Below are 17,802 nucleotides of genomic sequence, written 5' to 3' on the forward strand. Positions count from 1 at the left end.
CCATCATATTATACTATATGCTGCAAGGAGATACTATCATGCTCGATTTTACGGCTATCGATTTTGAAACAGCCAATAAATACTACAACAGCGCCTGCTCCCTGGCGGCCGTTTCCGTACGGGACTACGAGACGGTCCGGGAAGGCTATACCCTCATCCGCCCGCCCTATATGTCCTTTTCGCCGGACAACATCCGCATCCACGGCATCACGCCCGACCAGGTGCGGGACAAGCCGAAATTCGACGCCCTGTGGGACCGCGTCCGGCCTCATTTGGAGGGCCGCATCCTCGTGGCCCACTACGCCGTGTTCGACACGCGGGTCCTGCGCAGCCTCCTCAAGACGTACGAGCTGGAGCCGCCCCGGGCGACGTACGCCTGCACGGTGGAAATTTCCCGCAAGGTCTGGCCCGACCTGCCCAACCACAAGCTCGACACGGTAGCCGGCTTCCTGGGCTATTCCTTCCGCCATCATCAGGCCCTGGACGACGCCCGGGCCTGCGCCTTCATCGTCTGCGAGGCGGCGAAGAAGGTCGGCGCATCTTCCATGGAAGAGCTGATGGCGGCGACAGGCCTCTCCCTGAAGATATTATAGAAATATGAATTTTGCATATAGAAGGGCACCTCATGTCGTTTGGTAATACATATCTTACATTATCGTCAATCTATGCGTATAATGAAACAAGATAATTTCTATACTGAAAGGGGATTGAACATCATGAAAATTGTATTGCTTGAATCGCTGGGAATCAGCCAGGAACTTCTCGATTCGTACGTAAAGCCGCTGCGGGAACAGGGCCATGAATTCGCCGCTTACGAACGCAACGACGACCCGGCCGTCCAGATCGAAGAAGCCAAGGACGCCGATATCCTCATCATCGCCAACATGCCCTTGAAAGGCGAAGTCATCAACGCCTGCCCGAACCTGAAATACATCAACGTTGCCTTTACGGGCGTCGACCACGTCGATTTGGAAGCGGCTAAGGCCAAAGGCGTCAAAGTCAGCAACGCTTCGGGCTATTCGACAGTCGCCGTCGCCGAACTGACCATCGCCATGATCCTCGACCTGCTCCGCTACGTGCCCCAGGTAGACGCAGCCTGCCGCGCCGGTGGCACGAAGGCCGGCTTCATCGGCGCTGAACTGGAAGGCAAGACTGTCGGCCTCATCGGCACGGGCGCCATCGGCCACCGCGTCGCCGAGCTCGTCCATGCCTTCGGCGCCAAGGTCATCGCCTACAACGGCTTCTCCCATAAAGCCGATACGGAACTCATCAAATACGTTCCCCTGAAGGAACTGATGGAACAGTCCGATATCGTATCGCTCCACTGCCCTGTTACGGACCAGTCCCGCGGCATGATCAACGCCGAAACGCTGTCGTACATGAAGCCGACGGCCTTCCTGGTCAACGAAGCCCGCGGCCCCGTCGTCGACTCCCAGGCCTTGGCAGACGCCCTCAACAGCGGCAAGATCGCCGGCGCCGGCATCGACGTATTCGAAAACGAACCGCCTCTCGATACGAATCATCCCCTGCTCCATTCCAAGAACACCATCGTCACGCCCCACGTAGCCTTTGCGACGAAGGAATCCATGGAAAAACGCGCCGTCATCGTCTTCGACAACATCAACGCCTACATGGCAGGAAACCAGAAAAACGTAATCTTATAAGGTATACGATTTTCCAAGCAGTATAGGTCTGTCAGGCCTGTACTGCTTTTTTTATGGGCGGAAATAGCATACGCTATACTATAAATAGATAGGAAATCAAATAACTATAGCATATTTGCAAGCAACAAAAAATATATTGCTTAACATAACACTAGTATGGTAGTATGTAAACAACGAAAGACATCATTTAGATAACCAAGTATTCAGCACGTATGCAAAGGAGTAAACCAGTATGAGCATGAGAATGACCTTCCGTTGGTACGGAGAAAAAGACGACAAGATTACGCTGCAGCAGATCGACCAGATCCCCGGCATGGACGGCATCGTCGGCGCATTGTTCGACATTCCCGTCGGCGAAGTGTGGCCCGTAGAGCCGCTGCTTCACATTAAGAAGCAGGCCGAAGCGAACAACCTCGTATTCAAGGATTTGGAAAGCATCAACGTCCACGAAGACATCAAGCTCGGCCTTCCGAGCCGCGACCAGTACATCGAAAACTACATCCAGTCCCTGCGCAACGCCGCAAAGGCCGGCATCGAAATGGTATGCTACAATTTCATGCCCGTCTTCGACTGGACCCGCACGGAGCTGGCCAAGCCCCTCTACGACGGCTCGACGGTCTTGGCTTACGACTACCACATGGTAGCCGGCAAGACGCCGCAGGACATGGTAAAAGAAGTCCTGGAAAACAGCAACGGCTACGTCCTCCCCGGCTGGGAACCGGAACGGCTGAAAGAGCTGACCCGCCTGTTTAAAGCGTATGAAGGCATGGACGAAGACGGCCTGCGCAAGAACCTGGAATACTTCCTCAAAGCCGTCATCCCCGTAGCCGAAGAAGTGGGCATCAAGATGGGCATCCATCCTGACGATCCCCCCATTTCCGTATTCGGCCTGCCCCGCATCGTAAAGAACGAATCGGACCTCGACAAGATCGCCGCCATGGTAGACAGCCCGAGCAACGGCTTCACCATCTGCACGGGCTCTCTCGGCGCCAACCGCCAGAACGACATTCCCCACATCATCCGCAAGTTCGGCAAGATGGGCCGCGTCAACTTCCTCCACATCCGCAACGTACAGGTTCACGAACCGTGGGTATTCAACGAAGTGGCTCATAAATCGCAGATCGGCAACCTCGACATGTTTGAAATCGTCAAGGCCGCTTACGACATCGGCTTCGACGGCCCGATCCGTCCGGACCACGGCCGCATGATCTGGGGCGAAGAAGGCCGTCCAGGCTACGGCTTGTACGACCGCGCTCTCGGCGCCAACTACCTCTGCGGCCTTTGGGACGCTATCAACCGCATTTGCGGCCAGAAATAGGACGTATACGATAAGGAGGAACCTGACATGCTACATTTACATCGCCGCAGCCTCGTCGAAGACAAGGCTGCCTGGGAACAAGCCGGTATCGCCCTGTATCAGTTCGATACAGAGGCTGTTGAAGCAGCGACGAAGGAAGCTCCCCAGTGGATTCACTTCGGCGGCGGCAATATTTTCCGCGCCTTCATCGCCGCCCTCCAGCAGCGTTTGCTCAACGAAGGCCTGGCTAAGACGGGCATCATTACGGCCGAAACGTACGACGAAGAAGTCATCGAGCACGTATACCGCCCCTTCGACAATTTGAGCCTGGCTGTCACCATGTATGCCGACGGCCGCTTTGAAAATGAAGTCATCGGCTCCGTCGTCGAATCCGTCGTCTGCCGTCCCGATTTTGCCGAAGACTGGAAGCGCCTCAAGGAAATCTTTACGAACCCATCCCTGCAGGTAGCCAGCTTTACCATTACGGAAAAGGGCTACAAGCTGACGGACTACGCCGGCAACTACTTCCCTGCCGTTGCTGAAGACATGAAGAAGGGCCCGGAACACGTGACGAGCTCCATGGGCTCCATCGCCGCCCTGGCCTATGCCCGCTACAAAGCCGGCGCATACCCCTTCGCTTTCCTGAGCCTCGACAACTGCTCCCACAACGGCGACAAGATCAAAGAAGCCATGACGGCCTTTGCCCAGCAGTGGGTCGCCAACGGCGTCGCCGAACCGGGCTTTGCCGACTACATCAACGACGAAACGAAGGTCTCCTTCCCGTGGAGCATGATCGACAAGATTACGCCCCGCTCGTCCGAAAAAGTACAGGAATACCTGAAAGGCATCGGCTTCGGCGATACGGAATTGATCCATACCAATAAAGGCTCGTACGCCGCCTTCGTCAACGCCGAAAACGCCCAGTACCTGGTCATCGAAGACAAGTTCCCCAACGGCCGCCCGGCCCTCGACAAAGCCGGCGTCATCTTTACGGACCGGGAAACGGTAGACAAGGTCGAACGGATGAAGGTCTGCACCTGCCTCAACCCGCTGCACACGGCCCTGGCCGTCTACGGCTGCCTCCTCGGCTATACTCTCATTGCCGACGAAATGAAGGACCCTCAGCTCAAAGGCCTCATTGAACAGATGGGCTACGGCGAAGGGCTGCCCGTCGTCACCAACCCCGGCGTCCTCGACCCGAAGGCCTTCATCGCCGAAGTCCTGGAACAGCGCCTGACCAACGGCAACCTGCCCGACACGCCCCAGCGCATCGCCACCGACACGTCCCAGAAGGTGGGCATCCGCTTCGGCGAAACGATCCGCGCCTATGGCGATAAAGCCAAGGACTTGACCTACGTGCCCCTGGTCATCGCCGGCTGGTGCCGCTACCTCCTGGCCGTCGACGACGAAGGCAAGGCCTTCACGCCGAGCCCGGACCCGCTGCTCCAGAACGTGCAGGAAGCCCTGCAGGGCGTCGTCCTCGGCGACGTAAGCTCGGCCAAGGGCAAGCTGCGCCCCATCCTGTCCAACAAGGGAATTTTCGGCAGCGACCTGTACGAAGTCGGCCTCGGCGAAAAGATCGAAGGCTACTTCGAAGAACTCATCGCCGGCCCCCATGCTGTCCGCAATACATTAGTCAAGTACGTGAAATAGATATCGTTTAAGGAGGAAATGCAATTATGAAAGCTGTCGTAGTAGAAACACCGGAAAAGATTACCGTCGTAGAACGTGACATTCCTGAAATCACCAGTACCCAAGTCTTGCTCAAGGTCAAAGCGGCCGGTATCTGCGGCTCCGACGTAGGCATTTATCACGGCAAAAACGCCTTCGCCACCTATCCCCGCGTCGTAGGCCATGAATTTGTCGGCGAAGTCGTCAAAGTCGGCGCAGACGTGAAGAACGCCGCCGTCGGCGACCACATCGCCGTCGACCCCGTCGTTTCGTGCGGCCACTGCTACGCCTGCCGCACGGGCCGCCACAACGTCTGCAAGACCGTCAACGTATTGGGCGTCCACCGCGACGGCGGCTATCAGGAATACGTCGCCGTAGAACAGGACCAGCTCCATCAGCTGCCGAAGGACCTTCCCTGGGAAATCGCCGCGACGGTGGAACCCTACTCCATCGGCGCCCAGGTCGCTCATCAGGGCCGCCTGACCGGCGACGACACGGTCCTCATCTGCGGCGCAGGCCCCATCGGCCTGATCATCCTTCAGGTCGCCAAGATGAAGGGCGCCAAGGTCGCTATCCTCGACGTCGTCGATTCCCGCCTGGAAACGGCGAAGGAAATGGGCGCCGACATGGTCATCAACAGCAAGACGAAAGACCCTGTCGAAGCGATGAACGAATTTACCGGCGGCGAAGGCTTCAACCTCATTTACGAAGCGACGGGCAACGTCAATGTATTGCAGATGTGCATTCAGAAGCTGCCCAGCCCGGCAGGCCGCGTCGTCGTATTGGGCTTCTCGACAGTCGAATTCCCCATCCGTCAGGTCGACATCATGAGCAAGGAACTGGAAATCATCGGCACGCGCCTCAACAACTACCGCTTCCCCGAAGTCATCGAATGGTTCAAAGAAGGCAAAGTCGACCCGAAATCCATCGTCACCAACACCTTCCCCTTCACCGAAGCGGACAAGGCCTTCAAATACAACGATGAACACCCGGAAAACGTGCTGAAAATCGTTCTTACATTTTAACATTTCCGTAGTTTAATGTTTCCGAAAGGACGGTATCAGCGAATGAGTCAACAAGCATCGTATCAAATCAAAACATCGGAATTAGTCAAAGTCGTCGCCAGCGGCTGGCTGGGCACGGCCATGGAGTTCATGGATTTCCAGCTCTACTCTCTGGCAGCGGCTATCGTATTCAACGAAATCTTCTTCCCCGAATCGGACCCGGCCATGGGCCTCATCATGGCCATGGGTACCTACGGGGCCGGGTATGTCGCCCGTCTCGTCGGCGCCTTCGTCTTCGGCCACGTCGGCGACAAGATGGGCCGTCGCACGGTCTTATTCGTCACTATTACCCTCATGGGCCTGGCATCTACCCTCATCGGCTTTTTGCCGACGTACTCTGAAGTCGGCATCTGGGCTCCGGCCGGCCTCGTCGCCCTCCGCATCATCCAGGGCTTAGGGGCAGGCGCGGAAATCAGCGGCGCCGGCGTCATGGTTACGGAATTCTGCGAAACGAAGACCCGCGGCCTCGTCGGCAGCCTCGTCGGCCTCGGCACCTCGTCGGGCACCCTGTTGGCCAACCTCATCTGGACCATCATCCTGACGATGCTCACCAAGGAAGAAGTCCTGCTCTGGGGCTGGAGAATCCCCTTCTACGCCTCCTTCGTCGTCATGATCGCCGCCGTATTGATCCGGATGTTCGTTCACGAAAGCCCGGTCATGGCGGAAAAGAAGAAATTGCTGGAAGCGGAACGGGAAAAACAGCTTGCCGGCGACGTCCCTGTCGAACAGCAGCCGAAAAAAGGCCGGAAGAGCTTTATCGTCGCCCTGGCCCTGCGCTTCGGCCAGGCCGGCAACAGCGGCCTCATGCAGACCTACCTGGCCGGCTTTATCGTCACGGTCCTCGCCATGGAAAAGACCGTCGCGACGGAAGCCAACATCATTTCTTCCTGCGTTTCCTTCTTCACCATTCCCTTTGTCGGCTGGCTCGGCGATAAGTTCGGCCGCCGCAAGATGTACATGGTTCTGTCCCTGGCTACGGCTATCTACGCCGTTCCCATGATGCTTCTCTTCGAAACGAAGGACCCCGTCATCCTGACCATCGCCATGGTCATCGGCCTGAACGTCGGCGTACAGGGCCTCTTCGCTCTGGAAAACGTCGTATTGACGGAGCTGTTCGGCGCAAGACACCGCGTCACCATGGTATCGCTGGCGAAGGAAATCGCCGGCCTCGTCGCTACGGGCTTCGGTCCGATCATCGCGGCCGCCGCCGTTACGGCGATGACGGGCAGCTGGGTTCCCCTGGCCGTCATGACCATTCTCTTCTCCATGTCGAGCTTCTTCGGCGCCTACTTCTCCGAAGATACGACGGGACGAGACCTGAACGAACTGGACGACGCTATGTAACGTCATGTCATATGCAATGGATAACTGAGTATAGTACCTTACTGTACTCAGTTATTTTTCTAAGAAAATAAGGAGGATTTCTATGGCAAAGGTATTAACCATCGGCGAAGCCATGGGCCTGCTCATTGCCTGCCGGCCCGGCGATTTGGCCGAGGTGGAGCAATTTTCCCGCCACGTCTGCGGGGCTGAATTAAATTACGCCGTCGGCATGGCCCGCTTAGGCCACGACGTATCCTATATTTCCAAGGTCGGCGGCGACCCCTTCGGCCGCAGCATTCGGGCCTTTTTGAAAGACAACGGAATCCATACGGATTATGTGCAGACCGACGAAGCCCACATGACGGGCTTTCAGATGAAGGAACGGGTCCTGGAAGGCGACCCGGCCGTGGCGAACATCCGCAAGTATACGGCCTTCTCCTTCATGACGCCCGACGACCTGCAGGGCATCTGCTGGGACGGCGTGACCCACGTCCATACGACAGGCATTCCCCTGGCTGTGTCGGAATCGTGCCGCCAGACCGTCGTGGCCCTCATGAAGGAAGCCCGCCGCCGCGGCGTGTCCGTTTCCTTCGATACGAACCTGCGGCCCATGCTCTGGCCCGATACGGAAACGATGGCCAGCGTCATCAACGACGCCGCCCAGTACGCCGACATCGTCATGCCCGGCCTCAGCGAAGGCAAGATACTGACCGGGCTGGCCGATGAAAAGGCCGTCGCCGGCTATTATCTGGAACGGGGCGCGAAGCTCGTCGTCATCAAGCTGGGCGGCAGCAGCGGCACATACGTCGCCGACCGCGAAGGCGGGCAGTACGTACCGAGCTACCGCGTAGACCATGTCGTCGACACCGTCGGAGCCGGAGACGGCTTTGCCGTCGGCTTTACCAGCGCCTGGCTGGAAGGCTTGTCTATGGAAGAAGCGGCCCGCCGGGGCGCCGCCGTCGGGGCTATGGTCATCCAGGTTGCCGGCGACAACGAAGGCTTGCCGACAAGAGAGCAGCTGGCGGCATTCCAAAACGAACAAGCAAAATAGCGGATTGCAATGCAGATAAACGGGTTGAGGAACTACATGTCCTCGGCCCGTTTTTTTTGGTTATGCCGAGGCTTGTTTTGTATACTTTAATACACAATCGTTTTACTTTACAAAAGGATTTACGTAGTCTATAATGAAGAACAAAACATCATATTTTATCAATATGAGCGGAAAATTATGAAACGCGTTCTGCCCCTGCGCCTGGATCAGGCTGCCTCGGCGGGATTTGCGTCATGAGGAGGTTTTACCTATGGAATATCGTATTCGCCGGGCCCTGCAGGGCATGGTGCGGCACAGCTACCTGAAGGACGAGGGGACGGCTCTGGAGAAGGATATTATCGACTGCTCCCTGGGCATCAACCCCTGCGGCGTCACGCCGAAGCTGACGAAGGACATGTACGCGGCGACCTTCGACGTCCTGGCCAGCTATCCGGCTCATCCCTACGTGGAAACGCGGCGGCATATCTGCGAGTACTTTTCCGACGTGGCGTCGCTGGACGTCGGCCAACTCAGCATGCAGAACGGCTCCATGAGCGCCCTGCGGGCTGTCAACTCCATCTTTCTGGAAGACGGGACGCGGGTCCTCGCTCCCCAGCCCTGCTTTTCGTCGTATACGACGGACGCCCGGGCCTGCGGAGCCGAAGTCGACGTCGTGCCCCTGCGGGAAGAGGATCATTTTGCCTTCCCTGTAGAAGAATACGTCGCGGCCATCCGCGAAGATCACCGCCTGGCTTACCTGGACAACCCCAACAACCCGACGGGGCAGGCCCTGTCCATTGCCGACCTGCGGCGGATTTTGACGGCGGCCCGGGAAAAAGGTGTCCTCGTCCTCGTCGACGAAGCTTACGGCGACTTTTTGGACAAATCCGAGTCGGCCCTGTCCCTCCTCGGCGAGTTCGACAACCTCATCGTGACCCGGACGTTTTCCAAGGGCTTCGGCTTAGGGGCCCTGCGAGCCGGCTACATCGCCGTTCCCAAGGCTATGGCCGATATTCTGGAAGCCTTCGGCGGCGAGATGAACCTGACGACGCCGGCGGCGGCCATGATCCCCGTCGTGTTGTCCGACCCGGCCTTCCTGGCCTATTCGCGGGACCTCATTGCCCAGAACAACCAGAAGCTCATCAGCGGAATGAACGTGCTCAAGACGTCGGCGACGCGGGACGACGTGCCCATTACCCTGTTTTATACGGATCAGGACGTCGATTTGGGAGCCTTGTTCTGGAAATACGGCATCCGCGTGGAAAACGGCGTCGACTTCGAAGGCATCGGCAAGCGCCACGTCCGCCTGCGCGTGCCTCAGGACATTACGGAATTAGCGCGCCGCTTAGAGCGCATCGAAGCGGAACTGCAGGCGGCGCGATAAAGGAGAGATGGATATGAATCAAGACAGCAACACAAAAGTCAGCCTGCGCAACGTCGTCATTTTCGCCGGCGCTTACTGCGCCTTCAGCATCGGGTCGGGCTATGCGACGGGCCAGGAAATCCTCCAGTTCTTCGGAGCCTTCGGCCCTCAGGGCATCATCGGCTGCTTCGTCAGCATGCTCATCTTCGCCTTTCTGGGCGGGGCCCTCATGCAGAAGGGCTACGATTTGAAGCTGAAATACCACACCCAGGTCTTTCACTACTACTGCGGCAAGTACATCGGCACGTTTTTGGAATGGGTTACGATCTTATTTTTATTCAGCGTCGTGTCGATCATGATCGCCGGCACGGGAGCTGTGGCCTCGGAATACTTCGCCCTGCCCGGCGACGTAGGCAGCGTGTTTATGGCCCTCCTGTGCATCCTGTCCATCCTGCTGGGCCTGATGCGTCTGGCCGACGTCATCGGCTCCATGGGGCCGGTCATCATCTTCTTTACCATCGGCATCGGCATCCTGACGGTCCTCAACGCCAATACGGACTGGGCCAAGGGCTGGGAAGTCTTATACGACCTGCGCTCGACGAAATCCTGGTGGTTCTCGACGTACGACATCCTCGATTCGGCCTGGTTCAGCGGCGTCCTGTACGCGTCCTGCATGGTCTTCGGCTCCATCCCCTTCCTGACGGGTCTGGGCGGCAAGGCCAACAGCCGGCGCGAAGCCTTCCTCGGCGGGTTCCTCGGCGGCGTGGCCCTGATGATCGCCAGCGCCCTCATGATGGCGGCCATGCTCTGCTTCCCGGCGGAAGTGGCAAAGCTTCAGGTTCCCAACCTGTTTTTGGCCCAGCAGTTCGCCCCGGCCCTGGCCCTCATCTTCTCGGTCATCCTGCTCCTGGGCATTTACAGCACGGCGGCTCCCATGTTCTGGGTCGTCATCAACAAGCTGGAGCAGTGGATGCCCAACAAGACCGTCAAGATGGTCGTGACCGTCGTCCTGGGCGTCGTGGCCTACTTCGGCGCCCAGATCGGCTTCGGCAAGCTCATCGGCTTCCTCTATCCCCTGATGGGACAGGTCGGCGTGCTCATGATCGTCGTCGTCCTGGTCAAGGTATTCGTCCTGAAGGACAACAAAGACCCCGGCTTGGAACGGGAAGAATGACGTCTCCTGCCCTCTTGCCTCTGCGGCAAGGGGGTATTTTTCGTCAAAGTACAGAAAGAGGACGCATTTTTTGTATCGGTATACATCATTTTTTTAGCCAATGCATTTCAAATTGAAGCCGTAATATGGTAGAATATGAAGTATGGTAATTTTTTAGATACAGGGGACGCCAATGGAACAGTTACGATTGCTGGAAAAAGAGCCGCGGGAAAACGTGCGGGAATACGCCTACCGCGTATTATACGATAACATCATGAATCTGCATCTGGTGCCTGGGACGGCCATGTCGGAACAGGAGCTGTCGACGATGCTGTCCGTCAGCCGGACTCCCGTGCGGGAGGCCTTTATCCGCCTGTCCCAGAAGGGCCTTCTCGACGTATTGCCCCAGCGGGGGACCTTCGTGTCTAAGATCAATACGGAGCAGCTGGCAGAATTCCGCTTTCTGCGGGTGACCATGGAGACGGCCGTCGTCGCCCTGGCCTGCCGGGAATTTCCCGAAGAATACATGTGGAAGCTCCAGCAATGCCTGAAGGAGCAGGAGCTGTACCTGCGCCGCCGCGACGTCAACGGCTTTTTCGCCAGCGACAACCAGACCCACAGCATCTTGTACCAGGGCTGCGGCAAGCCGCATATCTGGCAGATCATCGAAAGCTCCACAGCCGACTACATGCGGGCCCGCGTGCTGAACATCGCCGCGGCGGCCGAGCAGATGAACATCCTCTACAGCCAGCATCAAGCCCTGGCGGAAGCCATCCTGCGCCACGACGCCCAGCGCGGCGTAGCCATCATGGAAGAGCATATCAACAAGGGCATCATCGACGTGGAAGTGCTGCGCAAGCAGTATCCCGATTACTTTAAATAATGCATGGACCCTCCCTGCCGGACGATTCGGCAGGGAGTTTTTTTTGTTATCGGCGGAAATCCGTTTGAAAATCGCCACGATACGGAGAAATACAGGGAGAAATCCCAGGAATATACCGGCGTATACGGCGCAGGGATGTTTGGCTCCATCGGCGTCATTATGCCGATTTCCCTGCCCATAACCGCTGCGACATATCGGAACCGTTACGCGTAACGTCTTATCTTTTCTTTTTTATTTTTGCTTTCTCTTTTTTGTATACAGCTATAACTGCATAGAACGAAGCGTGTTTTTACAGCGGACAGGTATGCTGAATCTGCATGATTGAAGGGGAAATAAATGCTCCCTTCCCTGTCCCATATACAGTAGCGAGCAAAGACGGCCCCAGGGCGGGCGGAAAGGAGCAGCCCATGAAGAAGCTGCGGTGGTTTCAGACAAAGGTCGGGTTGTTTCAGGACCCGCGCATGATGTATCTGCTGAGTCAGCCCAGCGGCGACTCCTATTTCGTCATCTGGTTTTACCTGAAGGACCTGGCCGGCATGGTCAACGACGACGGATATATCTACGTAGCCAAGGGGCAGGCCGTGACGACGGCCTTGCTGGCCCGTCAGCTGCACCGCCGCCGGGCCTTCGTGGAAAAGGTCCTCGACGTGTTCGAGCAAATCGACCTCATCAGCCGCGACGAGACGGGCCTGATCCGCATCGTGCCCTGGCATGAAATCCAGAGCTTTGACCGGGATGAGAAAAAACGCCGCGACGCCCGCGACCGCATGCGCCGCTACCGCCGCCGCAAGGCCGAAGGCAGCGAGGCGCGCTGCCATACGTCCGAAGCTCCGGCCGAAAGGGGTACAGCGGCGGAAGAATCTGTCTATGACCAGGGCTGCGGCGGCGAAGACTATGCCCGGCCGTCGGCGCAGGCTGCCCCGTCGGGATACGTCTGCTCGGACGAGACAGCGGCAGAGGAAACGGTATCGGTCTGCCCAGTCGGCGGGCTCGTCCCCGTACGGGAAGAGGCTGGCCGTATGGCTTCCTCTTATGGCGACGGCGAAGCCCCTGCCGTATGGGACGACGCAGCTCCGACGGCAGCTCCTTGGCAGGACGAAGAACGCCCCGGCCTGCAGGATACGTGCGCCCACATAGCCGAGCCCGGCGGCGACAGCGGCATTGCACCCGTATGGACTACGGCAGCCCAAAGAGGCTGCGATGGTGCGAACGATCCGTCCCCTTCGGCAGGACGAGGCGCCTTGCGCTGCTATACGGCGGCCTTCGGCCAGATGAGCAGCCGCACGGCAGAGGAGCTGACCGACTTGGCCCGCTGCTGGGGCGACGAAGCGGTCTGCGCCGCCATAGACATTGCCAGGGACAACGGCGCGTCCGGCATTCGCTACATCCGGGCCGTCCTGGTCAACAGCGGCGGACGGCCGCGGCGAAGGGAGACGATGTATGAACGACGGGAGAAGGAATTTAATCAATACGTTGATACAATGCTTCGGCAAATCTGGGAATCCGACGGGGATGGCTGCTAGAATGCGCATCCTGAAGGACATGCTGCCGCCCATGACGGAGGATCAGGCCCGCGCCCTGGCGCGGCGCATCCTGGAGGTCCACCGCTTTGAGCCGTCCATTGCCGACGTACTCGCTCATTGGCGGGATATGGAACGCCGCCGCCGGCAGCAGGAAGGGGCAATCTATCTGGACGAGACATCGCCGCGGATTTCCCACGCCGAGAGGAAACGCCGCGCCGGCGAGCTGCGCCGCGTCCGGACCGCTCTCGGCCAGCGCCGCTCCGTGCCGGGCCTCGTCGTATCGGAGGGCTTGACGGCCTTTGCCCGATCCTTTTTTCCCCACATGAGCGAGGAGCTCATCGAACGAAACAAGATGGAAATCGCCAACTGCCGGGCCGACCGGGAGCGGGAAGACCGCTGCGCCAGCCCCTACGTCACCATGATGGAGCTCGACGAGACGGGCTGCGTGACCCTGTACATGGCGAAGCGACCCAGAGAGGAGGATGCCCATGCAGAAGATCCTGCGCTTTTTGAGGTCTGTCGATAAACGGACCGTCGTCTTTATCATCCGCATACTGTATTTGCTGATTAGGAGGAACTATACCGATGAAAGTCTATCTCAATCCAGGCCACGACCGCCTGCTGGACAGCGGGGCGGTCAACGCCGCCCTGAACCTGCGCGAATGCGACCTGGCCTATGAGCTGGCCGAGGCCGTCCAGGCCTATTTGGAGCGAAACGGCGTCGCCGTCGTCCTGGGCCAGTCCGACGATTTGTACGCTGTCTGCGGACAAGCCAACGCCGCCGAAGCGGACGTATTCGTGTCCCTTCATTTCAATGCCTTCAATAAGCGGGCCACGGGCACGGAAACCCTCATTTCCAATACGCCCCAAAGCCTGCTCCTGGGCCACTGCATCCAGGCCAACGTCAAGGCCGTCCTCAACCTGCCCGACAGGGGGCTGAAAGAGCGGCCGGGCCTCTTCGTCCTGCGCAACACGGCCATGCCCGCCGTCGTGGTGGAAGTCTGCTTCATCGACAACGACTACGACATGCGCTGCTACGAGGCCCATAAGGACGAAACGGCCAGGGCTATCGCCGCAGGCATCATACAATATCCGGCCATGCGCGGTCAGGCTGCGGCGTAAGGAAACCTCAGGATTTTCGATTCGTTGGAAATCCTGAGGTTTTCTATATTGTTTACAAATCTTCGATGAATATGATCTATGAATATTCGAGTATTCGAAAAAGAAAGCTGCCGATTTTTGCATAGGTCGTTTGTTGCCAAGGCGTATGTATGTTTGGTATAATCCAAGTAGAAGGAAATAGTTAGTAATGTACAGATTCGCAGGGAAGTGGGAGTATGGCAAACGTATTTGACGTAGCAAAATATATATTGCAAAAAGAAGGCAGCATCAGTACATGGAAGCTTCAAAAGTTGTGTTATTATTCGCAAGCATGGGCGCTGGCTTGGACTGGAAAACCGCTGTTTTCTGAAGATTTTCAAGCGTGGCGCAATGGTCCTGTATGTCCAGAGTTATTTCAAAAACATAAAGGAATGTATTTTGTATCGGAAGATATATTTTCTGATGCTGATACTGATAAATTGGCTGATGATGAAAAAGAAACTATTGATACGGTGCTTGCTTCCTATGGGGACATGGAACCATATGAGTTGCGCGCACAGACTCATGCAGAGGATCCATGGAAAAATGCTCGCGGCAACCTTGACGATATGGCTTCGTGTACCAATGTTATTACTAAAAACGCCATGGGCGAATATTATGGGTCTTTATAATGCGTAAGAAAAAAGTAATAAAGACGCCGGTTAATAATCAGAAACAAGTCAATTTGAAAAAGGCGTACCGTGATACTGGATATCCTGTGTTTCGATTTGATCGTATAGATAAGTCTGGCGATTTTGCTTTTGATACAAGTAAAGAAAACTTTTCTCATAAAGATTTTCTTGATAAGATGATTGCGTATTCAAATATGACATGGTCTGAAATTATGAGACAGACTCATGACGCAGGAAAATCTAAGCATCATTATCTAAGTAATCCCGAAAAACTTTCTAAACAGGCAAAAATGCGTTTAAAGAATTTAGCGCTTGAAGATATGGCGGACAGTTTGTTTTCTTTTGCCTTTAATAATACATTGCGAATTATTGGGCTGGTAAATGGAGACGATTTTCATGTACTATGGTACGATGCCAATCATGAAGTATATCCGTCAAAGAAAAAACATACTTAATTACAGGAAAGACTGTCGCATGAAGAACATCCTTCAACGGCAGTTTTTCTATAGTGTTTTTGTTTAGGGGACTGCGACAGCGAGTTGTATACGAGCCTTTTTGCGGTACGTCGACGGCAAGGCGGCCGAAGGGGTATTTGTACAAGAAGTGGATAAGGAAGTGCGGCGCGTGAAGCAGCACGATGAAACGAGGCGAGAGTATATGACGTTGGCCATGGAGTTAAAGAGAATGTTTTCGGAAGGCGCAAAAGATAAAGAGACAATGATGATATTAGAAATGCTGCGAGAAGGTATTTCTAAAGAGACTATTGCCAAATGCGCCCGTGTATCCGTTGAGTATGTAGTAGAATTAGGAAAAATGAATCATCTGCTGTAATTTGAATAAGGCGTCTGCGAGAGCAGGCGTCTTTTTTTGTAAGATACGATAGAGAGTGCTAGGCAGAAGGAAAGAGGATGCAGTGTCTTTTGATATGATACATTGATGGGGTGGAATGGTTTTCAGGAAATGTAATACACATCGGGTCTCGTCATTTATTTTAGGGGTGGCTTTAAACCATATAGTGTATTTTTATCCATTGGACATTAAACACTTCGTTTCGCCTGAATGGAAGTTTTTTACATTGCACAACGAGCTGCAATCGAAAAACGGCCTGATTTACAGGTATTGCATACCATAGGGTATAAAGAGGTGACGATAATATTTTAATATAGATTTAACGATTTATTCATAATTATTGGATTAGGGGATATTGCATTTGCCGATATAACATGCTAGACTAAAAAGTATATAGAAGGGGGTGAAACAGATGATCTCTAGCCGAAACGATTGGAATGGCATCGCAGGAGCGGACAAATTCCTGAAATTCCATACGGTGGGGGGGGGGTGCCGTAGCGGTATAAATACTACCTCCTATACATGCTTTGGCGTATCGATGACCCGGCTTGGGGAATTCGTGCGTTCTTTTTCAGCGCCGTCCTTTGGGGGGTTCGTATACTCTGGCGATACCATGTTTTTCAGGCAGCATAGGTGTATGCTGTCTTTTTTGCGTGCCCGGAACTGCTTCGCCCGGCGCGCGCTCCGTGTGCTTGCTAGAGAATCCATAGGTTGCCTATGAAACGGAAAGCCATATGTCCCGTTTGCGGCAAAGAATTTGAAGCGGACCGAATCACGCAGAAATACTGCAGCAATTACTGCCGGCGCTACGCCCACCGGCACGGCGTAAACGATCACGGCCGGTCGTCGCGGAAAAAGGAAGCCCTGCGGACCTTTCACTGCCTGAAATGCGGCAAGCTGGTGCGGGTGACCGAGGCGACGGACAGGCGGACGAAATTCTGCTCGGCCCATTGCGAGCGGCTGTACTGGAAGCACTCGGAAAAAGTCAAATCCCAGACCATACGCCACGCCTTTCACTGCCGAAACTGCGGAACCTACGTGGAAATCACCGATCCCTACGACCGGCGAATCGCCTTTTGCAGCGCCGCCTGCCGCCTGCGCTGGTTTTCCCTGCATCGAAGCAAAAAAGAACGCGTATTACCATAGCAAGGAGGAACTAGGTATGAATCGAATATATAAAGTCATATGGAGTAAAGTAAAACATCAATACGTCGTCGTATCCGAGCTGGCTCACAGCTGCACGAAAAGTACGAGCAGCCGCATAGGCCGCAGCACCGCTGCCGTACTGGCTGCTTTAGTGCTCACGACTGGTGTAGGAGCCCTTTCCGTACAAGCTGCCGACCCGCTCGTGGAAGATCCCTATGCAATCTTAAACGATAAAATTGACGAAACAAACGCGAATTCATCAGATCCCATTGTCACACTGAAATCTACGGCAGCGGCTATGAACACAGACGCCGTGCCGGCAGCCGGCAGCGATGCACAGAGCGGCAGCAGTGGAAATACAAGCGTTGCCACGCCGTCAGGCCAGCACACCATTTATAATGAAGAAGGTTTTTACGCCCACAACGGCCAGGGCACGTACAATTCTCTGACGAAAGACGGCCTGTTTGTTGGGGGTACGGATAACGGCGAAGGGCTGTATGTTGATAACGACGGTAATATCTATACTGATGGAAATGCGGAAATTGAAGGCTCCTTTTCTGCTGAAAAGAATATATCTGCTGTCGGCGAAATCAAGGGAGGAACATTTGCTAATACGACCAATACCTTTTCGGTTAATGACGACGGCGATGTGACAGCTGTAGATATTACTGCCAGCGGGGCGCTGACAGGAGCGACCATCGCCAATGCCAACGGCAGCTTTAGCGTCGATGCGTCCGGCAATGTATCGGGTAATGACGTAACGGCCATAGGAGATGTGACGGGAGCGACGTTTGCCAATACGACCGATACCTTTACTGTTAATGCAGACGGGGATATAACGTCCGGAGACGTATCTGCAACGGGCAATGTGACGGCTACCGGCAACGTACAGGGAGCAACGTTCAGCAATACGGGCAATACGTTCAGCGTCAATGCAGACGGAGATGTAACCGCTGCAGATGTGACGGCCAGCGGGGCGCTGACAGGAGCGACCATCGCCAATGCCAACGGCAGCTTTAGCGTCGATGCGTCCGGCAATGTATCGGGTAATGACGTAACGGCCT

The 17,802-nt window shown here is 55.7% G+C and carries 19 protein-coding genes; all 19 read left to right on the forward strand.

The features are described from left to right. Window positions 1–38 precede the first annotated feature (38 nt). Window positions 39–593, forward strand: coding sequence for a 3'-5' exonuclease (locus CJ260_RS02410; protein WP_095629032.1), 555 nt, complete (start codon window positions 39–41; stop codon window positions 591–593). 123 nt (window positions 594–716) lie between these two features. Next, complete coding sequence (locus CJ260_RS02415) at window positions 717–1,664, forward strand: 2-hydroxyacid dehydrogenase (protein ID WP_095629033.1); 948 nt, start codon at window positions 717–719, stop codon at window positions 1,662–1,664. Between the two features lie 232 nt (window positions 1,665–1,896). Further along, a complete protein-coding gene (gene uxuA / locus CJ260_RS02420) occupies window positions 1,897–2,982 on the forward strand; it encodes a mannonate dehydratase (protein WP_233127867.1) in 1,086 nt (361 codons plus the stop codon). Between the two features lie 27 nt (window positions 2,983–3,009). Then, window positions 3,010–4,614, forward strand: a complete 1,605-nt coding sequence (locus CJ260_RS02425) for a mannitol dehydrogenase family protein (protein ID WP_095629034.1) — start codon at window positions 3,010–3,012, stop codon at window positions 4,612–4,614. A 26-nt stretch (window positions 4,615–4,640) separates the two neighbouring features. Continuing rightward, a complete protein-coding gene (locus tag CJ260_RS02430; RefSeq protein ID WP_095629035.1) occupies window positions 4,641–5,657 on the forward strand; it encodes a zinc-binding alcohol dehydrogenase family protein in 1,017 nt (338 codons plus the stop codon). Between the two features lie 42 nt (window positions 5,658–5,699). Continuing rightward, window positions 5,700–7,040: an MFS transporter gene (locus CJ260_RS02435; RefSeq protein WP_095629036.1), complete on the forward strand. Its 1,341-nt coding sequence runs from the start codon at window positions 5,700–5,702 to the stop codon at window positions 7,038–7,040. 82 nt (window positions 7,041–7,122) lie between these two features. Next, on the forward strand, window positions 7,123–8,070 hold the full coding sequence (locus CJ260_RS02440) for a sugar kinase (protein ID WP_095629037.1): 948 nt from the start codon (window positions 7,123–7,125) through the stop codon (window positions 8,068–8,070). Window positions 8,071–8,320: 250 nt separating this feature from the next. After that, on the forward strand, window positions 8,321–9,433 hold the full coding sequence (locus tag CJ260_RS02445; RefSeq protein WP_095629038.1) for a histidinol-phosphate transaminase: 1,113 nt from the start codon (window positions 8,321–8,323) through the stop codon (window positions 9,431–9,433). 13 nt (window positions 9,434–9,446) lie between these two features. Beyond that, window positions 9,447–10,586: a hypothetical protein gene (locus CJ260_RS02450; protein WP_095629039.1), complete on the forward strand. Its 1,140-nt coding sequence runs from the start codon at window positions 9,447–9,449 to the stop codon at window positions 10,584–10,586. A 172-nt stretch (window positions 10,587–10,758) separates the two neighbouring features. Beyond that, window positions 10,759–11,448, forward strand: a complete 690-nt coding sequence (locus CJ260_RS02455; protein WP_095629040.1) for a GntR family transcriptional regulator — start codon at window positions 10,759–10,761, stop codon at window positions 11,446–11,448. Between the two features lie 3 nt (window positions 11,449–11,451). After that, the gene (locus CJ260_RS13085; protein WP_095629041.1) at window positions 11,452–11,661 is read left to right on the forward strand and encodes a hypothetical protein; all 210 of its coding nucleotides are present in this window, start codon (window positions 11,452–11,454) and stop codon (window positions 11,659–11,661) included. Between the two features lie 194 nt (window positions 11,662–11,855). Further along, window positions 11,856–12,971, forward strand: coding sequence for a phage replisome organizer N-terminal domain-containing protein (locus tag CJ260_RS02465; protein WP_158221358.1), 1,116 nt, complete (start codon window positions 11,856–11,858; stop codon window positions 12,969–12,971). Further along, window positions 12,961–13,497, forward strand: coding sequence for a hypothetical protein (locus tag CJ260_RS02470; RefSeq protein WP_143747669.1), 537 nt, complete (start codon window positions 12,961–12,963; stop codon window positions 13,495–13,497). The genes CJ260_RS02465 and CJ260_RS02470 overlap by 11 nt, the downstream gene beginning before the upstream one ends. Window positions 13,498–13,556: 59 nt before the next feature. Continuing rightward, window positions 13,557–14,093, forward strand: a complete 537-nt coding sequence (locus CJ260_RS02475) for an N-acetylmuramoyl-L-alanine amidase (RefSeq protein ID WP_095629044.1) — start codon at window positions 13,557–13,559, stop codon at window positions 14,091–14,093. Window positions 14,094–14,308: 215 nt separating this feature from the next. After that, on the forward strand, window positions 14,309–14,743 hold the full coding sequence (locus tag CJ260_RS02480) for a Panacea domain-containing protein (RefSeq protein ID WP_095629045.1): 435 nt from the start codon (window positions 14,309–14,311) through the stop codon (window positions 14,741–14,743). A gap of 86 nt (window positions 14,744–14,829) precedes the next feature. Beyond that, window positions 14,830–15,198, forward strand: a complete 369-nt coding sequence (locus tag CJ260_RS02485; RefSeq protein WP_233127868.1) for a hypothetical protein — start codon at window positions 14,830–14,832, stop codon at window positions 15,196–15,198. Between the two features lie 100 nt (window positions 15,199–15,298). Next, window positions 15,299–15,574: a hypothetical protein gene (locus tag CJ260_RS02490; RefSeq protein ID WP_095629047.1), complete on the forward strand. Its 276-nt coding sequence runs from the start codon at window positions 15,299–15,301 to the stop codon at window positions 15,572–15,574. Window positions 15,575–16,309: 735 nt separating this feature from the next. Beyond that, the gene (locus CJ260_RS02500) at window positions 16,310–16,738 is read left to right on the forward strand and encodes a hypothetical protein (protein ID WP_095629049.1); all 429 of its coding nucleotides are present in this window, start codon (window positions 16,310–16,312) and stop codon (window positions 16,736–16,738) included. A gap of 16 nt (window positions 16,739–16,754) precedes the next feature. After that, window positions 16,755–17,802: ESPR-type extended signal peptide-containing protein (locus tag CJ260_RS12790; protein WP_158221360.1), on the forward strand; the 1,048-nt coding region annotated here is incomplete at its 3' end.

Origin of the sequence: Megasphaera sp. ASD88 (genome assembly GCF_002287425.1) — a bacterium.
Taxonomy (GTDB): Bacteria; Bacillota; Negativicutes; order Veillonellales; family Megasphaeraceae; genus Megasphaera; species Megasphaera stantonii.

Bases quoted from the DNA above. Each gene is read 5' to 3' on its own strand.
- CJ260_RS02455 (WP_095629040.1), top strand. From the start codon at position 10,759: ATGGAACAGTTACGATTGCTGGAAAAAGAGCCGCGGGAAAACGTGCGG.
- CJ260_RS02500 (WP_095629049.1), top strand. From the start codon at position 16,310: ATGAAACGGAAAGCCATATGTCCCGTTTGCGGCAAAGAATTTGAAGCG.
- CJ260_RS02470 (WP_143747669.1), top strand. From the start codon at position 12,961: ATGGCTGCTAGAATGCGCATCCTGAAGGACATGCTGCCGCCCATGACG.
- CJ260_RS13085 (WP_095629041.1), top strand. From the start codon at position 11,452: ATGGACCCTCCCTGCCGGACGATTCGGCAGGGAGTTTTTTTTGTTATC.
- CJ260_RS02425 (WP_095629034.1), top strand. From the start codon at position 3,010: ATGCTACATTTACATCGCCGCAGCCTCGTCGAAGACAAGGCTGCCTGG.
- uxuA (WP_233127867.1), top strand. From the start codon at position 1,897: ATGAGCATGAGAATGACCTTCCGTTGGTACGGAGAAAAAGACGACAAG.
- CJ260_RS02465 (WP_158221358.1), top strand. From the start codon at position 11,856: ATGAAGAAGCTGCGGTGGTTTCAGACAAAGGTCGGGTTGTTTCAGGAC.
- CJ260_RS02475 (WP_095629044.1), top strand. From the start codon at position 13,557: ATGAAAGTCTATCTCAATCCAGGCCACGACCGCCTGCTGGACAGCGGG.
- CJ260_RS02450 (WP_095629039.1), top strand. From the start codon at position 9,447: ATGAATCAAGACAGCAACACAAAAGTCAGCCTGCGCAACGTCGTCATT.
- CJ260_RS02440 (WP_095629037.1), top strand. From the start codon at position 7,123: ATGGCAAAGGTATTAACCATCGGCGAAGCCATGGGCCTGCTCATTGCC.
- CJ260_RS02445 (WP_095629038.1), top strand. From the start codon at position 8,321: ATGGAATATCGTATTCGCCGGGCCCTGCAGGGCATGGTGCGGCACAGC.
- CJ260_RS02480 (WP_095629045.1), top strand. From the start codon at position 14,309: ATGGCAAACGTATTTGACGTAGCAAAATATATATTGCAAAAAGAAGGC.
- CJ260_RS02415 (WP_095629033.1), top strand. From the start codon at position 717: ATGAAAATTGTATTGCTTGAATCGCTGGGAATCAGCCAGGAACTTCTC.
- CJ260_RS02435 (WP_095629036.1), top strand. From the start codon at position 5,700: ATGAGTCAACAAGCATCGTATCAAATCAAAACATCGGAATTAGTCAAA.
- CJ260_RS02430 (WP_095629035.1), top strand. From the start codon at position 4,641: ATGAAAGCTGTCGTAGTAGAAACACCGGAAAAGATTACCGTCGTAGAA.
- CJ260_RS02410 (WP_095629032.1), top strand. From the start codon at position 39: ATGCTCGATTTTACGGCTATCGATTTTGAAACAGCCAATAAATACTAC.